The following is a 19,776-nucleotide window of genomic DNA, read 5'->3' on the forward strand; positions in this document are numbered from 1 at the left end:
GTCAAAACTCCATTTTGGGCGACTGGGCGTCACGTGGGTCATCCAGGCTGAAGTACTCGGCCTGCATAAAAGCAAAGGGCCGCGCCACCAGGTTGCTCGGCACCGACTCCACCAACACATTCAGCTCGCGCACCGCACCGTTGTAGTAACGCCGCGCCATCTGTATCTGGTTCTCGACGTCGGTGATAGTGCGCTGCAAGTCGAGAAACTGACCATCGGCCTTGAGCGCCGGGTAGTCCTCGACCAGGGCAAATAGCTGGCGCAGCTGCGTGCTCAAATGCGCCTCCACCGGCGCCCGCTCACCCAGCGGCGAATCGGCCAGCTGCACTGCGCGCATGCGCTCCTGCACCAGCGCCTGCAGCGTGCCCTGTTCATAGTTCATGTATTGGCGCACACACTCGACCAGCGCCGGAATCAGGCTGGCGCGGCGCTTGAGCTGCACATCAATGCCGCTCCAGGCCTCGGCCACCCGCGCGCGGTTGAATACCAGGCGGTTGTAGTAATAAATCCCCAGGCCCGCCACAACCAGCAACAGCGCCAACACCCACCAAAGTCCTAACTCTTGCATCCCCCCTCCCTGATTAGTCATCTGTCCGCCAATTCACCCTAGCCGTACTCAACGGACGCGCCGGCCTACCCGCATACGCCAGCAAGGCGGACATCGCGGCGCGATGCTCGTATCCTGTAGTGCCACAACGCGCGAGGCACCCATGCAGATCGAACTCCTGGAGATCCGCGATCACCTCAATCGCTACCCCCCCTTTGATGCCCTGCCCGAGGACAGCCTCGACAACATCGCGAGCCACGTCGAGGTGGCCTACTTCAAGGCCGGCACCGACATCCTCCTGTATGGCGCAGACATCCACGACCTGCATTACGTGCGCAGCGGCGCGGTGGAAATCTACCGGCGCAATGGCGAGTTATACAACCGCCTGAGTGAAGGCGACATCTTCGGCCAGGCAGGCCTGCTGCGTAGCAACAAGGTACGCTTCCCGGCCCGCGCGATTGAAGACAGCCTGATCTACTTTATTCCGGCCGCCCTGTTCGCCCAGCTGTGTGAGCAACACGATAGCTTCGCCGATTTCGTTGAGGCCGAAGGCCAGTCACGCCTCAAGTCGGCCGTGGAGAGCCAGGGCAAAGCCAGCGATCTGATGCAGATCAAAGTGCGCACCCTGATCTCGCGACAGCCCGTCTGCGCCAGCCAGGACACCCCGGTGCAACAGGCCGCGCAACTGATGACCGAGCAAAGCGTTTCATCGCTGGTACTGCTCGACGGAGACGCGCCCGGCGCCGCCATGGTCGGCATCCTCACGGACCGCGACCTGCGCACGCGCGTGCTGGCCGTCGGGCTGGATGCGGCCACACCGGTCAGCCAGGTCATGTCGCCCGATCCCATCACCATCCAGGCCGATGACAGCGTGTTCGAAGCGATGCTGAGCATGCTGCGCCATAACATTCACTACCTGCCGGTGGTCCAACGCCGCCGCCCAGTCGGGATGATCAACCTCTCGGACATCATCCGCTACGAGTCGCAAAGCAGCCTGTACCTGGTCAACTCGATCTTCAACCAGCCCGATGTCGCCGGCTTGCAGGGGCTGCTACCGGACTTGCGCGGCACCTTCGTGCGCATGGCCAACGAGCATGCCACCGCGCACATGATCGGCAGCGCCATGGCCGGCATTGGTCGCGCTTTTAGCCAGCGCCTGTTGGAGTTGGCGGAGCAGAAACTCGGCCCGCCGCCGGTGCCCTATTGTTTCCTAGCTGCCGGCTCGATGGCCCGTGACGAACAACTGGTGGTCACCGATCAGGACAACGCGCTGATTCTCGATGACCGCTTCGACCCCGACCTGCACGACGGCTACTTTGCCGAGTTAGCGAAATTCGTCAGCGATGGCCTGGCCGCCTGTGGCTACAGCTACTGCAAGGGCGGGATCATGGCCACTAATCGCCAATGGCGGCAGCCACTCAAGGTCTGGCGCGGCTATTTCAGCCAGTGGATCGACCGGCCCAACCCGCAAACCCTGCTCAATAGCTGCATCTTCTTTGACCTCGACGGCGTGCATGGTGAAGTCGAACTGGCGGAGAACCTCAAGGAGCTGCTCGCCGAAAAAGCCAGCAACGCCCCGGCCTTTCTCGCCGCTCTGGCGCGCAACGCCCTGAACCGCACACCGCCGCTGGGCTTCTTTCGCACCTTTGTGATGGAAACCGACGGCCAGCAGAAACACATCATCAACCTCAAAGGCCGCGGCACCGCGCCGCTCACCGACCTGATCCGCGTGCACGCACTGGCCTGCGGCAGCAAGGCGCAAAACTCGCTGGAACGCCTAGACGCCATCGCCAAAACCAAACTGCTACAGCCCGAAGCCATCAGCCAACTGCGCTACGCCCTGGAGTTTCTCAGCATGGTGCGCATCCGCCATCAGGCCAATGCGCTGGCGGAAGGCCACGAGCCGAACAACTACATCGAGCCGGAAAAAGTCTCGGCCAGTGACCGCCACAACCTCAAAGAAGCCTTTCAGATACTCAGCAATGCACAGAAATTCCTGCGCTTCCGCTATCCCGCGCAGCCGGGTAAAAGCCTATGAGCGTGCTCGCCACGCCGCTGGACTGGGCGGCGCGCTTTGCCGAGCTGGCCGCCAGCGCCAAAGACCCGCGCCTGCAAGCCTTCTACCAAGCAGGCTGCGTCGCCGCCGATACCCCGTTGGAACAGGTGCCGCTGCTGGCCCTGGATGTGGAAACCACCGGGCTCGACGCCAACCAGCACGCCATCGTCAGCCTCGGCCTGATGCCCTTCAACCTGCAACGCATCCGCTGTGGCGACGCGCGTTACTGGGTGGTCAAACCGGCCAGTGAACTGAGCAGCGAGTCGGTGACCTTCCACCACATCACCCACTCAGATATCCGCCACGCCCCGCGCCTAGGGCAGATTCTCGACGAACTGCTGACCGTCATGGCCGGCAAAGTAATGGTGGTGCACTACCGCACGATCGAGCGCAGCTTTCTCGATCAGGCGGTGCGTGAGCACCTGGGCGAAGGCCTGCAATTCCCGGTGATCGACACCATGCAGCTTGAGGCCCGCCTACACCGCCAACCAAACTGGTGGGAGCGTTTGCTGCGGCGCCAGCCGGTGTCCATTCGCCTGGCCGACAGCCGCCTGCGTTACAACCTACCGCCCTACCAGGCACACCATGCACTGACCGATGCCCTGGCCACGGCCGAGCTGCTGCAAGCGCAAGTGGCGACGCGGTATACGGTGAATACGCCGGTTGGGGAATTGTGGAGTTGAGGTGAGCGCTTGCAGGAGCGGTGGGGACGCCTAGTCCTTAGCTGCGATTCATTAGCCCTTCGGTGGTCAGCAATACAGCGTGTATATCGAATATCCGTGGGAGGGGCTTTAGCCGCGTCTGCAGCACCGCAGGATGGGTTGAGCGTCGCGTTACCCATCATTACTCGGCTATTACAACGTCGCTCGGTACACCACCCTAAGCGCTGATGTTTCGGTGGCTGACTTAAGAAAAGTAAAAGCAAGGCCTGGCTGTATTCTCGCCATCGACGACGCAATGGACAGCATTGACTCTAATGAATTAGCTTCTGGCGCAATCCTGTCGGCATTTCGCCAGCAGCTCTGGCTTGCCGCACGTCCTGTCGTGTTTCTCTCCAATTGCTAATTTTCAACCATTTATCACCGAGCAGAACACATGAACCGTCGTAAAAAAATCAAACAGCTCTTACAAGCACATGCCAAAAAAGCCAGTGCCAAATTGGCGCCAAAACGTAAGTCCGCATACATCAGTAAAGCCGACCGCTTGAAAGCAGAAGCTGAACCCACTCAAGACTTAACCACCACCACTGATAATTGATTTATACCTATCAGCTTGTAATAGAAGGCCTTTGAGCCACACATTCCTTTCTTACCGCTCATAAGCACTTGCGACAGCGCCTACTTTGGGCTCAACCGAAGCAGGCAGGGCCAGATGCCGGGCGTGTTTCTTTTACTTAATTTTCGTTGCTCTGCCGGCGTTCCGGGAGCAAAAAGATTAGGTGCCCGAGAGGCGCACCACGAGCCATCAGCACACACGGTGCAATGCCGAACACCTCGGCCAAATAGCTAACTGATGGTATCGCCAAGCTCAACCCATCCTACGATTGCTCTCTCCCGCAAACCGGCCAGGGAGAAAACATCGCGGCCAAGGCTAGGCGCCCCCGCCGCTCCTACAGGTGTCCTGTTCCAGCCTCACAGACCATACGGGCACAAAAAAGCGCGCCCGAAGGCGCGCTCTTGTACGACTTAACAACAAGCCGTTAGCGCGGTTCGCTCATCAAGCCTTTGACGATCGACACGCAGCCCACCAACAGCACGATGGTGAACGGTAAACCGGTCGATACCGCCATGGCCTGCAAGGCCACCAATCCGCCGCCGAGCAATAGAGCGATGGCGATCACGCCTTCGATAATCACCCAGAACACCCGCTGCGGCACGGGCGCGTTGACCTTGCCGCCAGCGGTGATGGTGTCGATGACCAGCGAACCGGAGTCCGACGAGGTGACGAAGAACACGATCACCAGCACGATGCCGATAAACGAGCTGATTGCCGACCACGGCAGCTCTGCCAGCATGGCGAACAGTTTCAGCTCCAGCGCGGCATCCTGCACGCCAGTAAAGCCGTCGCCGACCAGCTGACTGATGCCGGTGCCACCGAAGGCCGTCATCCACAGCACCGACACCAGGGACGGCACCAGCAGCACGGCAATCAGGAATTCACGCACGGTACGTCCACGGCTGACCCGCGCGATAAACATGCCCACAAACGGCGACCAGCTGATCCACCAGGCCCAGTAGAAGGCAGTCCAGCCCTGGCTGAAGTTGGCGTCTTCACGGCCAATCGGGTTGGACAGCGCCGGCAGGTATTGCAGGTAAGCGCCGAGGTTATCAAAGAACCCTGTCAGGATAGCCAGCGTCGGGCCGGCAATGATGACAAACAGCAGCAACAGGATGGCCAGGCCCATGTTGATCTCGGACAGACGCTTAACGCCCTTGTCCAAACCCGCCAGTACCGACAGCAGAGCAATCGCGGTAATGCCGATGATCAGCAACACCTTGCTGAGATCTGTCGCGGCAATGCCGAACAGTTGGTCCAGCCCCGCCGCCGCTTGTTCAGCACCCAGGCCGAGGGACGTAGCGAGGCCAAACAGGGTGGCGAATACCGCGAGGATATCGATGATATGCCCCGGCCAGCCCCACACCCGCTCACCAAGAATTGGGTAAAAGATCGAACGAATCGACAGCGGCAGTCCTTTGTTGAACGAGAACAACGCCAGCGCCAACGCGACAATCGCGTAGATTGCCCAAGGGTGCAGACCCCAGTGGAAGATAGTCGCGGCCATGCCCAGACGCGCAGCATTTGCGGTATCACCGGCGGCAGCCCCCAACGGTGCCCAATCGGTGCGCACGCCATCCTCACCCACGCTGACGCCACCCAGCGCCGCGGAGAAATGCGACATCGGCTCCGCCACGCCATAGAACATCAGACCGATGCCCATACCTGCAGCGAATAGCATGGAAAACCAGCCGGTGTAGGTGTAATCAGGCGTGGCCTGCATACCGCCAATACGTACCTTGCCCAGCGGCGAGACGATCAAGCCCAGACAAAGCAGCACAAAGATGTTGGCAGAGCCGATGAAGAACCAGGCCAGGTTGCTGGTAAGCCAGCCACGCAAAGCACTGAATAAAGGCTCGACCTGGTTTTGCAGGGCCAGGGTCAGCACCACAAACAGCACGATGGTGAGCGCCGAAATGGTGAAGACTTTGCCGTGGATATCCAGGGCAAATGAGAACTGCCCTTTGATGTTGTCCTGACCGATCACGTAGTCCGTGTCGATCAGATTGGCTTCGCCGGTGGGAGCCGGGATACCTTCCAGAGTTGCCGCTTCTGGTTGCGGGGTCGTGTCAGACGAAGGTTTTTGACCCATGGGGGACTCCTTTGACGTGTGGCACGCTTTACGCGCACGAGGACGGGATTGCCCTACTCGTACAGCCGCCATGCCGGCGACTGCGGGGTACAGGGTAACAGCCATGGCCTTTGCGTGCCGGCGCATAGCCAGTATTGGCGGACAATCGCGGCATTTACCAGACGCTAACTTATAGTTCAGATTGGGTCTCTCAGCGGTAAAGCGCTCCCCCTCGTCCAGGCAATTAGCTATCGTTGGGCTAAGGCCTTCCGGTCACTGCGCGAGATGCCGTCCATGAGACTCCTGCTGCCCTTGCTGGCATGCCTATTGTTCCAGCTGCTGTCGCCGGCACAGGCGGAGACCTTCAAGGTCGGCGTCGAGCTGCAGTCGTATATGCCTTACTCCGACGTGCAGGATGGCCAGTACCTGGGTTATGGCCGTGACCTGCTCGACGCCTTTGCCGCGTATCAGGGCCATGTATTTATTTACCAGCCACTGCCGGTGCGACGCCTGCTCAGTGACTTTCTCGAGGACAGGGTGAATTTCAAATACCCGGATAACCCGCGCTGGAACGCCGACCAGAAGCAGGGCCACACCCTGTATTACAGCCAGGCGGCTGCACCGGCCATCGACGGCGTACTGGTCAAACCGCAGTACCTCGGCAAGGGCAAGGCGCGGCTGTACCGCATGGGTACCCAGCGCGGCTTCACGCCATGGCCCTACCTGGAAGACATCAAAAACGGGCGGATCATTCTGATCCAGGCCAATCAGATCGACTCGCTGCTGGCCATGGCGATGAGTGACCGGGTTGACGGCGTTTACCTCAACCCGCAAGTGATCCGCCATCAGCTGTACAACAGTAGAAAGAATGAATCCCTGGTGTTCGACCCCGACCTGCCCTATCAGGATGATCACTACTTCCTGTCGAGCATCAAACACCCAGAGGTGATTAAGCAGTTCGATGCCTTTCTCACCAACCAGGCCGAATGGGTGCAAAAGCTCAAAGAGCGTCACGGCATCGTCAACCCGCTCAGCGGCTACTGAGAAGCCACTGCCGCTTTACGGCTGGGTAACGCCGGTTAATTTGCGCCGCACAAATGAACAAAACCCCCACCGGCTACGCCAAATGGGGGCTCTCCTCTACAACACACCAGGGCTTGTGACCTTGGGAGCGGACGCAGGGTTAGCCGTCGTCCTGGCCTGCCGCCGAAGCGGCCGGGGAGCTTTGCTCACAGCTCCAAAGTTCCAACGCCGGCTGGGTCGCTTGTGGCGGGCCGAGCCATTCACTCATCGAGTGACAACGCTGGTTGAAACACAGTTGGTAGTCCCCTGCTTCGGGGGTTCGCCCCAAGCGCAGTGGTTGCAAAGGCGGTAGCTGACGCTGGTAGTGCCAGCTGCCCTCACGCAGTTCGGCGCCGTCTGGAATCTCCATACCGGCCCCGGAACCCTTGACCCGCGCCTCGCCGAGCAACAACCCCTCAGGCATCACGCGGTAATCCTCTTCCCAGCGAATTTTCTCGATGGTGTGCTTCCAGGCCAGGGTGAAGTCGGGCGTGGGCACTTCGGCCCACACCACACCCGCCAAGCCCAGGCACAAGCCAATCATGCAGTCGCCACCTGCGCATTACGTGCACGCCACAGGTGCTGGGCAATAAACACGGCGGCCAGAGCAAAGCCGATCTCATCACTCATGGGCGTCGCCAAAATCAGGCTGGCACCGGCGGCAAAGCCCAGCGCACGCTCCCACCACGGCATTTTGATCTGCAAGAAGCCGGTAAAGATCGCGCCCCAGATGCCGATGGCAAGCGCGGCCTTGAACACCACATAGAGCGTCGCCAGCAGGCTATCGCCCTGTAGCATCAACGCCGGCTCGTATACCGCCATAAACGGCACGATAAACCCGGCCACGGCGATGCGAATGGCCCACAGGCTGATCTTCAGGCCGCTTTCCTTGGCGATCGGTGCGGCTGCGAAACAGGCCAGCGCCACCGGCGGCGTGAGGTCGGCCATGATGCCGAAATAGAACACAAACATGTGCGAGACAATCAGCGGCACACCCAACTCCAGCAGCGCTGGCGCGGCAATCGAGCTGGTGATGATGTAGTTGGGAATGGTCGGAATGCCCATGCCCAGTACCAAGCAGGTGAGCATGGTGAGGATCAGCGAGAGGAACAGGTTGTCCTGACCAATCGCCAGAATGTAACCGGCAAAAGTCGAGGCCACGCCCGTCAGCGAGACCACACCAATGATCACCCCGACCAGGGCGCAGGCAATGCCCACCGGCACCGCATGCCGTGCGCCTTCTACCAAGGCGTGCAGGCAGATCACCAGCGTGTCGCGGCCGCCCTTGATAAACCAGCAGATCGCCACCAACAGCGCCACCACGCCAAACACCACCGCGATACCCAGCTGGAAGAACCCGGCGCAGAGCACACCCAGGGCGATCCAGAAGGCAAAGCGCATGACCTTGGACGACACCCGCAGGATGATTGCCGAGCCGAGGATCACAATGGCCGTAAGGGCCAGACCCACCATCCCGGAGAACAACGGCGTGCGCCCGGAGAACAGCAGGTAAATCAGGATGAGCAGCGGAATCAGCAGGTACCAGCGCTGCTTGATCGCCGCCCAGGGATTCGGGCACTCGTCCTTCGGCAGGCCACGCAGGTTGGCGCGCTTGGCTTCCAGGTGAACCATCCAGAACACCGAGCCGAAGTACAGCAAGGCCGGTACCAACGCCGCCTTGGCCACTTCAAAAAACGGTACGTTGATGGTCTCGGCCATGATGAACGCCACGGCGCCCATGATCGGCGGCATGATCTGGCTGCCCATCGAGGACGTCGCCTCAACACCGCCAGCAAATGCCGACTTGTAGCCGAAGCGCTTCATCAACGGAATGGTGAACTGGCCGGTGGTGACCACGTTGGCCACGCCGGAACCGGTGATAGTGCCCATCAGTGCTGACGACACCACCGAGACCTTGGCCGGGCCGCCGAGCTTATGGCCGAACAGGCCCATGGCGAAATCGGTGAACAGCTTGATCATCCCGGCCTGTTCGAGAAACGCGCCAAACAGGATAAACAGGAAGATGTAGGTGGCCGAAACATAGGTCGGCGTGCCGTACAGCCCTTCGGTGCCGAAAGACAGTTGGTTGACGATCTGGTCGAGGTCATAACCACGGTGCATCAGGTCGCCCGGCAGGTACTGGCCAAACAGGCCATAGACCAGAAACAGTGCGCAAATCAGCGGTAGCGCGATGCCCATGACACGGCGCGCGGCCTCGAATACCAACACGATCAACAGCAGGCCAATCACCATATCGCTCTGGGTCAAATCACCGGAACGCTGGATCAGGTCGGCCTCGAAATACCACTGGTAGGCAGCCGTGGCCATACCGGCCAAACCGAGCAGCCAGGCCATCGGTTGCCAGGGGCGCGCGTTGCCGCGCAGCGGAAAACTGAGGAACACCACCATCAACAGAAAGCCCACGTGCACCGCACGCAAAATCTGACTGGATACCGGGTGAAAAGCAGCGGTGGTGATCTGGAAAATGGAGAACAGCAGCGCGACATAAAACAGCGCTTTTGGCCAATCGCCGGGGTTGGCAGCAAGGCCTTGGTTTTGCTCACTCATGGGAGGTCACGCTCTCATTACAACGTCGATGGCACAAGAGTCGCCAACAAAACCTGCCGTGACGCGCACGGCGGTTTTATTCGCAACTCTACTGACAGTGGAGCCTGGGTAGGATAGGTTAGCCGCGCAGCGGCGTAACCCATCAAACGCTGCTGAAGCGTCTCTCCAGACTTGAGCCGTGCAGCATGGGTATCGCGTTGCTCAGCCTGCGCGGCCCGACCCATCCTACACAGCCAACCCTTCAGCAGCCTTACAGTGCGCCGGCTTCTTTGTAGAAGCGCTCAGCACCTGGGTGCAGCGGGATCGGCAGGTTCTTCGCGGCAGTTTCCAGCTTGATGTCCTTGGCAGCGGAATGGGCGTTACCCAGGCGCTCCAGGTTGTCGAACATCAGCTTGGTCATCTGATAGGCCACTTCTTCCGATACGCCCTCATGGCTCACCAGGATATTGGTGATGGCCACAGTCGGCACATCAGCATCCTGACCGTCATAGGTGCCGGCCGGGATAGACGCTGGCTGGTAAGCCGCGTTGCCGATCTTGGCGGTGATTTCAGCCGGTACCGAGACGAAGGTGATTGGCAGGGTGGCTGCCAGGTCACGAATAGCAGCCATGCCCAGACCCGAAGACTGCAGGGTGGCATCCAGCTGGCGGTTCTTGATCAGCTCAACCGACTCGGCGTATGGCAGGAATTCAACCTTGGCCATGTCGTCGTAGCTCAGGCCCGCGGCCTTGAAGATGGCGCGAGCGTTAAGCTCGGTGCCGGACTTCGGCGCGCCCACGGAGATGGTCTTGCCCTTGAGGTCAGCCAGGGTCTTGATCCCGGATTCCTTGCTGGCGACGATCTGGATGTAGTTCGGGTAGGTGCCGGCAATCGCCCGCAGTTTTTTCAGCGGTGCCTTGAAACCGGCTTCTTCCACACCATTCCAGGCATCGGCCACGGAGTCACCCAGGGCCAGGGCCAGCTCACCACGACCGGCTTGCAGCAGGTTGAGGTTTTCCACCGAGGCTTTGGTCGCCTGTACCGAGGTCTTCGAGCCTTCGATGCCGTTGCTGTACAGCTGCGACAGGCCCACACCAATTGGGTAGTACACACCACTGGTGCCACCGGTAAGGATATTGATAAAGGTCGGTGCGGCGAGTACGGCGGTGCTCGCGGTAAAGGCTGCGGCAGCAGCAAATAGGCTAAAACGTTTGGTCATTCGCATGGAAGAAACTCCGTCGTTGTTATGGCTTTATGCAGAGGTTTTCACTGTAGACGCTATACGGCACTAGGGCCGTGCAGAGCCTGGATTCGCTGAGTGACGGAAAGAGGCAATGCCTACACGCGACCGGGGCCACGTGCACAAGAGAGAGGATGATGCTGCCGGGGAGGCTGGACGTGCAGATTTAACGTGGCAGTTCATGGGGTTCATCTCTTGCCTTTCTTATGAGTGCCAGCGCAATCGAGTGCGCGGCTGACAAGAGCTATAGCAGATGCCGTGCCAGCGAAAGAAAAGCCCGCGCTAGAGCGGTTACATTGCGCGGCAAGGCCAACCTAGCCGCGATAACAAGCGGAAATCCGCCACTGCAAAAACATAGATAAGCGAGATTCCGCCGACTGCTCCGGTTGTAGAGCCTACGGTTATCCGCAGATCCTGTGACTTCGTAGGGTGGATGACGCTGTTTTCATCCGCCATGGCAGTTGGTGGATGGGTGAAGCGTCATCCACCCTACATCCGGACTAAGGCTGACCGGACAGCATAAGTACGCGAACAGCGACGAGTAAGCCCTAGTCCTCGTCGCTGCTGCCGGCCGGACGGTAGCTGCTGCGCTGCAGACCATGGCGCTGCATTTTCTCGTTGAGGGTGCGCCGTGGCAGCTGCAGCAGCGCCATCACCTCGGCGATATTGCCTTGGCAGTGCTGCAGGGCACGGTGCAGGCATTGCGCCTCGAAGGTTTCCATCTGCTCGGCCAGCGACTGCACCGGCAGCGCGTCCGCAGGTTCTACCCCGCCACTAATGCCTAGGGCGTGACGCTCGGCGGCGTTGATCAGTTCACGTACGTTGCCCGGCCAGTCATGTGCGAGCAGGCGGGTCAGTTCGGCGGGGGCCAGGGCCGGGGTTTCACGGCCATGGCGTTGCGCAGCCTGATGGGCGAAGTGCTCGAACAACAGCGGAATGTCCTCGCGGCGTTCGCGCAGTGGCGGAATGCGCAAGGTGGCGACGTTCAGGCGGTAATACAGATCCTCACGAAACCGTCCGGCTTTGACCTCATCGAGCAGGTCCGGTTTGACCGCGCTGATCACCCGCAGATCGACCTGAATGCTGCGGTTGGAGCCAAGACGCTCCAGGGTTTTCTCCTGTAACACACGCAGTAATTTGACCTGCTGAGCCAGTGGCAGGCTTTCCACTTCATCGAGAAACAGCGTGCCGCCGTCTGCATGTTCGATGCGACCGATGCGTTTGCCCTGGGCACCGGTAAACGCGCCGCTTTCATGGCCGAACAATTCACTCTCGAACAAGTGCTCGGGAATTGCCGCGCAGTTCAGTGCGACAAACGGCTTGCCGGCGCGGCTACTGAAATCATGCAGGCAGCGCGCAACCCGCTCCTTGCCACTGCCGGTGTCACCACGCAGAAGGATATTCACCGAGGTGCCGGCCAGTTCGAGGATCTGCCGGCGCAGGGTTTCCATCGGCCGCGAGACGCCAAGGAGCTGCGCCTCGATATGGTCCTTGAGGGCGAACTGCTGGCGCAGCTGACGGTTCTCGCAGACCAAGCGGCGCTTATCCAACGCACGGCGCACGCTGTCGAGCAGGCGCTCGGGGGTGAATGGCTTCTCAATAAAGTCATAGGCGCCTTGGCGCAAGGCCTGCACTGCCATCGGCACGTCGCCATGCCCGGTGATCAGAATCACCGGCAGCTCGCGGTCGCGCTCCAGCACGCTGTCGAGCAGCTGCAGGCCATCGGTGCCGGGCATGCGCACGTCGCTGATGATGATGCCGGGGTAATCACGGTCAACCAGCGCCAGCGCAGCCTGCGCCGTGGCACAGCTGTGCACGCTAAAGCCGGACAACTCCAGCCACTGCTGCACGGCCTCGCGGATCGCCACTTCATCATCGACGACTATTACCTGCCCGCTCATATCACCTCCTGATTAATCGGCGGCAGTGTAGCGCCTTGAAAATTTGTAGGGTGGATCGGGGCGCGAAGCTGGCGCTTTATCCATCCACCAAGGTTGACCCAATGGTGGATGTAAAGAGCGCCATCCACCCTACTGGTTTGGTGCCGCCGGCAGGCGCAGGGTAAACACCGCGCCCTGCTCGCCATTGGCCGCCTCCAGACTGCCGCCCAGCTCGCGCACAATGCCGTAAGACACCGCCAGGCCCAGGCCCAACCCGCTGCCCACAGGCTTGGTGGTGAAGAATGGCTCGAATACATGCGCGAGCACATCCGCGGCAATCCCGCCGCCGCTGTCGGCAATGCTCAGCAGGCACTGCCCAGCCTGCTGCTCGATACGAATCTGCAACTGCCGCGACTCGCTAGCGGCCATGGCATCCAGGGCGTTATTGAGCAGGTTGAGCAGCACCTGTTCCAGGCGAATCGCATCACCTAACACCCGCGCATCCGTGTCGATCTCACTGTGTAGCTGCACCTGCTCGCTGCGCAGGCGCGGCGCCAGCAGTTGCAGGGCCTGCTCCAGTACATCACTCAGGCGCAGCCGTTCGCTGAGGCCGGCCGGGCTTTTGCGCGCGAAGGTTTTCAAGTGACCGGTGAGCCCGGCGATGCGTTGCAGCAAGCCATCGATACGCTGCAAGCCTTCACGCACATCGTCCTGGCGGCCGCTGTCGAGCAACAGACGTAAGCTGCCCAACTGCATCTGCATGGCGGTCAGCGGCTGGTTGATTTCATGGGCCATGGCCGCTGACATCTGCCCCAGTGCGGCCATCTTCGCCGCATGCACCAGGCCATCCTGGGCTTGGCGCAACTCGGCGGTGCGCAGCGCCACCTCACGTTCAAGGCGCTCACGGATGCCCGCTTGCAAGCGCTGGTTTTTGCGCCGCTGGGCCAGGTAAAGCAGCAGAAAGGCCAGGGTCATCCACACCCCGGCAGCCGCCAGGCGATAACTGCGCACACTGTTGACCAGGCTTTTCGGCTCGTGCAGCAGGTGCAGGGTCCAGCCTTCGTCACCCAACGCCTGACGCTGCCAGAGGTAATCGCGCGGGCCATCCGGGCCTTCGACCCAACGCCATTGGCTGTCGCTATCAATCTGCCGGCGCAACTTACTGCTTAACGGCTGCAAGGCCTGTTCGGCGTATTTGCGCACTTCCACCAGCTCCGCGCGGGCTTGCTCGCTCACCCCATCAAGGGCAAGAAAGCGCCAAGCCGGGCGGTTGCTGAGGATCACCACCGAGTAGCTGTCGGCCACCAGCAGTACGCCAGGCTGGCTGACCCATTCGCGCTGCAGTTCTTCCAGCTCCAGCTTGACCACCAGCACGCCGAGCACCACGCCCTGCTCGTCGCGCACCGCATGGGAAAGGAAATAACCGGGGATGCCGGTGGTCACGCCAACCGCGAAATAACGCCCGGAGGACTGGCGCACAGCATCCTGAAAGTACGGGCGAAACGCGTAGTTATTGCCGACAAAACTGCTCCAGTCGCGCCAGTTGCTGGCCACCAGCGTTTCGCCCTGGGTATTAAGCAGGTAGAGCACATTGGAGCCGGCGGCCGTGTTGAGCTGCTCCAGACGCTCGTTGAGTTTGCGGCGCAGCAAAAGGTCATCCGGGGCACGCAGCAGCGACTTGATATCGCTGTCCAGCGCCAGCACCTCGGGCACCGAACGAAAGCGCTCGACTAGGGTGTGGATCGACTGCGCATACAGCTGCAACTGCCCGCGCGCCTCCAGGCTGCGCTCCTGCCAGGCACGCTGCTCGGCATAACGTCCGGCCAGCCAGATGCTCGCCAGTAAACCCAGCAGGATCAGCAAGACAATTAGGACAACGCGGTAACGCAGCAAAAAGGCAGGCATGCACGGCTCGCAACGAGGCAGAACCGGCATGGTAAGGCAAAACACCTGTCGCGATCAGGCCGGATAAAACCGCTGCAGCACGCCGTCGCTCAACCACTGGCGCAACCAGCTCACGGCTTGTATCGGCGCCTGCTCACCCAACCCACTCAGCTCGCCGCACAGTTCGGCAAAACTCCAACCCTGCTCGGTCATGCCCTGCAACGCCGTAGCTTCATCCGCCGCCAGGCTGCGGTAGCGGCTAATCAACTGTTCACGCCAGATCAGGCAGACCTCGCCCTCGCTTAATACCTGGCTACCGGGGAACTCGCCCTGCTCCTTACACGCGCGCCAAATCGCCAGGCTGTTATGCCGGCACTCACGCCATTGCACGCTAGGCAGCAGGCGTACCTGCAGGGTCGGCCAGTCTTCAGCAGGCAGTTCGGCCATCTGCGTCAGGCTCAAGGGCGCAGCGTCGACGGCATCAAACGCCAAAGTAAACGCCCACTCCAGCCGCGCCAGCTCACTCAGCGGCGCAGCCTGGGCCGGTACCAGATAGCCGTCGATAAAGTCCGCCAGCTGCGCACCGAGCCAACGCAAGCTGAAGTGCTGCGACGGATGGGCGCTGAGATAGGCCAACGCCAGGGCGTCGAACTCCGCGTCACCGAGCCAGCCATGCACAGCCGGGTAATCACCGCGCAACGCCTCCAACAGCCGCGCACGGTAGGCATTGTGGTAAATCGCCAAGCCCTGCTCGGCACTCAACGCCGCGCTGCCCAACAGGCTCGCCTGTAGCGCTGGGTTCGGCTGGGCATCGGGATTGAGCAGGTAGGCCTGCACCTCGTGCTGCCAGTCACTCAGGCGCATCGTGCAGTCCCTTGAAGTGCTTCGTTAGCCACCTGACGGGCCTTGTTCAGCTCGCCGAGCAACTCGTCCAAATCCGGGAAATGGTCATCGCGCTCAAGCAGGGTGGACACCGGGCCCAGGTGCTGCAAGGTGCGCTGGTAAAGCTGCCAGACAGGATCGCTGACCGGCTGATCGTGGGTGTCGATCAGGTAGTTGCCGTAATCGCTATGGCCCGCCAAGTGCAGCTGACGAATACGCTGCTTGGGCAGGCTGCTGATAAATGCCCAGGCATCGAAACCATGGTTGCGCGCGCTGACGTAGACATTGTTGACGTCGAGCAACAGCTCGCAGCCGCTCAGCTCGCTCAGCGCAGCGAGAAACTGCCATTCGCTGAATTGATCATCGGCGCAGCGCAGGTAGCTGGAGACGTTTTCCAGCACCAGCGGCCGCTCGATCACGTCCTGCACCTGGCGCACGCGTGCGGCCACATGCTGCAGGCTTTCTTCGGTATAGGGCAGCGGCAGCAGGTCGTGCAACTGGTGGGCATTGCCGCGGCTCCAGCACAGGTGATCGGAGATCCATGCCGGCTGCACCCGTTGCGCGAGGTGTTTGAGGCGGCGCAGATAATCGCGATCTAGCTCGTGCGGGCCGCCAATCGATAGCGACACACCATGCATCACCAGCGGGTACTGCTCGCCGATGGCATCGAGGAAGTAGAGGGCTTTACCGCCCTCTACCAGGTAATTTTCCGAGACGATCTCAAACCAGTCGATCGCCGGGCGTTGTTCGAGAATGGCTTGGTAATAGGTACTGCGCAGGCCCAGGCCAAAGCCCAGATTGCCGCGTTGAGCATTCATCACTGACTCCTTGCGCGGTGATGCGGGGCAACCGCAAACGGTCGCCCCGGCTCACTTACTCGCCGACAGTACCGCCCGCCGCATCGCACTCGGCCTGGGTCATGGCTTTGAAGCCGTGGCCCTTGCAGACAGCCTGACCTTTGCAGCTGTTCTCGGCAGTCTTGCAGTCGTTCTGGCCTTTGCAGGAGGTCACGCCGTAGCAATGCACAGCCGCCTCTTCAGCCACTGCAACGGTGCTGGTCAGGCCAGCAAACAGGGAAGCCGCAGCGAAGGCGATAGCAGCACCAGCAGCGGTCGTTTTCATAGTCATGTGCGTATCCTCAGGTGATCGTGGTTGGCCGCACGCAAGGTTTTGCGTGCCGGCATTCAACTAGAGCGACGAGGTGCGCTGGCGTTACAGCGGCCATGAAAAAAAGCCGCGCGCACTCAATCCTGATCGATGCGCAACTCGGGCACCGCGCGGCCAGCCACCAGGCGCTCGTCGACCAGGCGGATCACCGCCGCCTCGTCACGAATACCGAACCACTCGCCCTGTGGATAAAGGCTCGCGGTCGGCCCCCTGTCGCAAGGGAACTGGCATTGACTGCGGGTGATATGCACACCGCCCTCACACTCCAGCTTGCCGGCGGCCTTGAGGCGCTGACGCAGGGTTTTCCACAGGCTGAGCGCGCCCTTGCGCGTGCAGCGCGGGCCGTTACACAGCAGCAGACGCTGGGCGTGCGGCGGAATGTGCGACCAGGCGTGCTGCGCCGGCACGGCGGGTACATCACTGCAGGCCATGTGCAGCTGCGTGCGTTCAAGCAGCGCGGGCAGGCCATCGAGCCAGGCGTCTTCCATCGCCGTGCAGACCACAAACACCGACGCGCCATCAGTGCGCTCGGCAATTTGCTCACGTAGCCAATCACGGTGAGCAGCATCGGCACGCGGCTCCAAATCTACCACCAGCAAGGGTCGCGGCGACTCATCCAGCGCAAGCCAGAACGGCTGTAGATCCTGCTCGCTGTCATGCACATGCGCCTCGCCAAGCAGCGCCTCGACGCGCTGGCGCAAACGCTCAGCCGACGCACCACGGCTGAGGCCTGGGCCGATAAACAGAATGCGAGCGTAAGGGGAAACGGGCGTGGTCATGGCGGCCTCCAAAGCGGGGCGGCAGTCTAGCAGGCGATGTTTTGCGGTGGGCAACCCAGAACCCGTAGGGTGGATGACGCGTCACCCATCCACCAACTGCGATGGTGGATGAAAACAGCGTCATCCACCCTACCTGGCTACGTTTCAGGCCAATCGCCGCTGAAGCGCCTCCCACAGGGCGTCTGGCTGGAGAAACTCGCGCTCTACCGTTGGCAGCTCGGGCCGGCGCAGCAGCACGACCGGCAAACCCAGCTCCCGCGCGACCTGCAATTTCGGCTCGGTGGAGGCGCTGCCGCTGTTCTTGCTGATCAGCACATCGATGCCCAGCAGAGCGAATAGCGCGCGCTCGCCGTGTAGATCAAACGGCCCGCGTGCGCCGATAACTGTGGCACGCGGCACGGCTTCCTGCGCTGTCAGGCAGCGCACGACCCACTGTTGATGGGCGGGAATTTCGTGCAAATGCGCCAACGGCTCACGGCCAAGAGTAAACAACGGGCGACGGAAGTCTTGCAGCGCAGCAACCAGCCCGTTCCAATCGTCCACCTCGCGCCAGTCATCACCCTCTCCTGCTTGCCAACCGGGACGACGCAACGCCCAGCATGCCACCCCGCTCAACGCAGCAGCTTGGGCGGCATTGGCGCTGATCTGCGCGGCATAGGGATGGGTCAGATCGAGCAGCAGCTCGATGCTCTGCTCGTAAATAAACGCCGCCAAGCCTTCGGCCCCGCCAAAACCACCGACGCGCACCTGGCAGGGCAAGTCATCCGGCACCCGGCCCAAACCCGCCAGGCTGTAGATGCTTTCAGGGCCAAGGCGGCGCGCCAAACGTAACGCCTCGGTGGTGCCGCCGAGCAGCAGAATACGAGGGTTCACGGTTTGCATACTTCCAGCAAAGTGATCGGCAAGGCGCTGCGCCAGGTGTCGAAACCACCCAGCGGCTGCGCCTGGGCCACGCTGATGCGAGTCAGCTCGCCGCCCATCTGCTCGCGCCAGGCCACCAGCGCGGCTTCGCTTTGCAGGGTCACGGCATTGGCCACCAGCCGACCGCCCGGTTTCAGGCTGGCCCAGCACTGCTCGAGCACGCCGGGGATGGTCACCCCGCCACCGATAAAGATCGCATCCGGCGCGGCCAATCCGGCCAATGCTTCGGGCGCACGACCGGCGACCAATTGCAAAGCCGGCACGCCGAGCGTGTCGCGGTTGTGCTGGATATGCGCCTGACGCCCAGCGTCGGCCTCGATGGCGATGGCCCGGCAGCTAGGGTGCGCGCGCATCCACTCGATGCCGATGGAGCCGCAACCGGCACCCACATCCCAAAGCAGCTCGCCGGGTTGCGGGGCCAAACGCGCCAGGGTGATCGCGCGCACATCGCGCTTGGTCAGTTGGCCGTCGTGTTGATAAAGCGCATCCGGCAAACCCGGCGTGACGGGCAACAAGCGCGCATCAGCGTCGGCCAGGCAGTCGACCGCCAGCAGGTTGAGGTCGGCCACCCGTGGCAGCGACCAATCGCTGGCCAAGCCGTCGATACGCCGCTCCTGAGCGCCGCCCAGATGCTCCAGCACGGTCAAGCGACTGGGGCCAAAACCACGTGCGCGCAGCAGTTCGGCCACCGCTGCCGGGCTGTCGCCGTCGTTGCTCAGTAGCAACAAGCGCGCGCCGGGGAAAAGCTGCGCCTGCAGCGCCGCCAACGGCCGCGCCACCAACGACAGCACCGTCACCTCCTGCAACGGCCAACCCATACAGGCGGCGGCCAGTGACACTGACGAGGGCGACGAGAACACCCGCAATTCTTCAGCCGGCAACTGCCGCGCCAGGCTCGCGCCCACCCCGTAGAACAGTGGATCACCGCTGGCCAGCACACACACCGGCGTACCGCGTCGCGCCAGCACCGGCTCCAGGCTGAATGGGCTGGGCCACAGTTCGTGCTGCCCTGGCAGATCGGCCGGCAATAGCGCCAAATGACGGGCACCGCCGACGATGCAGTGCGCCTCGCTCAACGCCTGGCGCGCCGCGTCGCCCAGGCCGGCGTAGCCGTCTTCACCGATCCCAACCAGGGTTAACCAGGCTGTCATAGCCACTCCTCTGTACCCGCCTAACGAGCAAGGGTGTCTGCGCGTTAGACAAAGCGGGCATAATACAGCCTTCGTCGGTGCCCTAACGGGCCTAAGAGGGAACACGGTTAAACCGTGGCTGCCCCCGCAACTGTAAACAGCGAGTCTGCCGCAACTGTGCCACTGGGTAACCGGGAAGGCCGCGGCAGATGATGACCTGTCAGCCAGGAGACCTGCCGACGACGCTAGTCGCGAGTGCCAACATCGGGCGGGGTGTACCGATGCCATTGAGTTCCCCTGTGCCAGGGTGAACTCTGCTGGTTCGGTCGCCGCGT

The 19,776-nt window shown here is 61.6% G+C and carries 17 protein-coding genes and 1 riboswitch; of the genes, 4 read left to right on the forward strand and 13 right to left on the reverse strand.

Translation table 11 applies throughout. The annotated features are described in order from the left end of the window. Position 1: 1 nt before the first annotated feature. Entirely contained in the window at positions 2-568 is a 567-nt protein-coding gene (locus ACEPAJ_RS21655; protein ID WP_425917811.1) for a LemA family protein, read from the reverse strand. Between the two features lie 142 nt (positions 569-710). Between ACEPAJ_RS21655 and ACEPAJ_RS21660 the strand changes: the two genes are divergently transcribed. The 3 genes from ACEPAJ_RS21660 to ACEPAJ_RS21670 all read left to right on the forward strand — a co-directional run bounded on the left by ACEPAJ_RS21660 (position 711) and on the right by ACEPAJ_RS21670 (position 3,860). Continuing rightward, a complete protein-coding gene (locus ACEPAJ_RS21660; protein ID WP_425917813.1) occupies positions 711-2,585 on the forward strand; it encodes a DUF294 nucleotidyltransferase-like domain-containing protein in 1,875 nt (624 codons plus the stop codon). Then, a complete protein-coding gene (locus tag ACEPAJ_RS21665; RefSeq protein WP_425917815.1) occupies positions 2,582-3,286 on the forward strand; it encodes a 3'-5' exonuclease in 705 nt (234 codons plus the stop codon). Before ACEPAJ_RS21660 ends, ACEPAJ_RS21665 begins: the two co-directional genes overlap by 4 nt. A 412-nt stretch (positions 3,287-3,698) precedes the next feature. Further along, complete coding sequence (locus ACEPAJ_RS21670) at positions 3,699-3,860, forward strand: DUF2986 domain-containing protein (RefSeq protein WP_425917817.1); 162 nt, start codon at positions 3,699-3,701, stop codon at positions 3,858-3,860. A gap of 442 nt (positions 3,861-4,302) precedes the next feature. Here ACEPAJ_RS21670 and ACEPAJ_RS21675 read toward each other — a convergent pair whose 3' ends face one another. After that, a complete protein-coding gene (locus tag ACEPAJ_RS21675) occupies positions 4,303-5,970 on the reverse strand; it encodes a BCCT family transporter (protein ID WP_425917819.1) in 1,668 nt (555 codons plus the stop codon). A gap of 273 nt (positions 5,971-6,243) precedes the next feature. On the opposite strand from ACEPAJ_RS21675, the gene ACEPAJ_RS21680 reads away from it, so the two are divergent. Then, positions 6,244-6,993 carry a substrate-binding periplasmic protein gene (locus ACEPAJ_RS21680; RefSeq protein WP_425917821.1) on the forward strand — a complete coding sequence of 250 codons (750 nt, stop codon included), beginning with the start codon at positions 6,244-6,246 and terminating at the stop codon, positions 6,991-6,993. Positions 6,994-7,132: 139 nt separating this feature from the next. On the opposite strand, the gene ACEPAJ_RS21685 is transcribed toward ACEPAJ_RS21680, so the two are convergent. From ACEPAJ_RS21685 to cbiE, 11 genes are all read right to left on the reverse strand, one after another. After that, entirely contained in the window at positions 7,133-7,555 is a 423-nt protein-coding gene (locus ACEPAJ_RS21685) for a DUF1850 domain-containing protein (RefSeq protein ID WP_425917823.1), read from the reverse strand. Then, positions 7,552-9,579: a TRAP transporter permease gene (locus ACEPAJ_RS21690; RefSeq protein ID WP_425917825.1), complete on the reverse strand. Its 2,028-nt coding sequence runs from the start codon at positions 9,577-9,579 to the stop codon at positions 7,552-7,554. Before ACEPAJ_RS21690 ends, ACEPAJ_RS21685 begins: the two co-directional genes overlap by 4 nt. Before the next feature lie 250 nt (positions 9,580-9,829). Beyond that, entirely contained in the window at positions 9,830-10,783 is a 954-nt protein-coding gene (locus tag ACEPAJ_RS21695; protein WP_425917828.1) for a TAXI family TRAP transporter solute-binding subunit, read from the reverse strand. A 563-nt stretch (positions 10,784-11,346) separates the two neighbouring features. Beyond that, a complete protein-coding gene (locus ACEPAJ_RS21700) occupies positions 11,347-12,699 on the reverse strand; it encodes a sigma-54-dependent transcriptional regulator (protein ID WP_425917830.1) in 1,353 nt (450 codons plus the stop codon). 129 nt (positions 12,700-12,828) lie between these two features. Further along, complete coding sequence (locus ACEPAJ_RS21705) at positions 12,829-14,583, reverse strand: ATP-binding protein (protein WP_425917832.1); 1,755 nt, start codon at positions 14,581-14,583, stop codon at positions 12,829-12,831. A 54-nt stretch (positions 14,584-14,637) separates the two neighbouring features. Continuing rightward, a complete protein-coding gene (locus ACEPAJ_RS21710; RefSeq protein WP_425917834.1) occupies positions 14,638-15,426 on the reverse strand; it encodes a DNA-binding domain-containing protein in 789 nt (262 codons plus the stop codon). Next, the gene (locus ACEPAJ_RS21715; RefSeq protein ID WP_425917836.1) at positions 15,417-16,262 is read right to left on the reverse strand and encodes a DUF692 domain-containing protein; all 846 of its coding nucleotides are present in this window, start codon (positions 16,260-16,262) and stop codon (positions 15,417-15,419) included. The genes ACEPAJ_RS21710 and ACEPAJ_RS21715 overlap by 10 nt, the downstream gene beginning before the upstream one ends. A gap of 55 nt (positions 16,263-16,317) precedes the next feature. Then, positions 16,318-16,572: a hypothetical protein gene (locus tag ACEPAJ_RS21720; RefSeq protein ID WP_425917838.1), complete on the reverse strand. Its 255-nt coding sequence runs from the start codon at positions 16,570-16,572 to the stop codon at positions 16,318-16,320. Positions 16,573-16,688: 116 nt separating this feature from the next. Next, positions 16,689-17,390, reverse strand: coding sequence for a (2Fe-2S) ferredoxin domain-containing protein (locus ACEPAJ_RS21725; protein ID WP_425917840.1), 702 nt, complete (start codon positions 17,388-17,390; stop codon positions 16,689-16,691). Positions 17,391-17,534: 144 nt separating this feature from the next. Next, positions 17,535-18,263 (reverse strand): cobalt-precorrin-6A reductase, encoded by a 729-nt coding sequence (locus ACEPAJ_RS21730; protein WP_425917842.1) that lies wholly within the window; start codon positions 18,261-18,263, stop codon positions 17,535-17,537. Then, a complete protein-coding gene (gene cbiE / locus ACEPAJ_RS21735; protein ID WP_425917844.1) occupies positions 18,260-19,462 on the reverse strand; it encodes a precorrin-6y C5,15-methyltransferase (decarboxylating) subunit CbiE in 1,203 nt (400 codons plus the stop codon). Before cbiE ends, ACEPAJ_RS21730 begins: the two co-directional genes overlap by 4 nt. 58 nt (positions 19,463-19,520) lie before the next feature. Next, positions 19,521-19,696: riboswitch (cobalamin riboswitch) on the forward strand. The last annotated feature ends 80 nt before the right edge of the window (positions 19,697-19,776 follow it).

The sequence above is a fragment of the Pseudomonas sp. GWSMS-1 genome (assembly GCF_049847425.1).
GTDB lineage: Bacteria > Pseudomonadota > Gammaproteobacteria > Pseudomonadales > Pseudomonadaceae > Aquipseudomonas.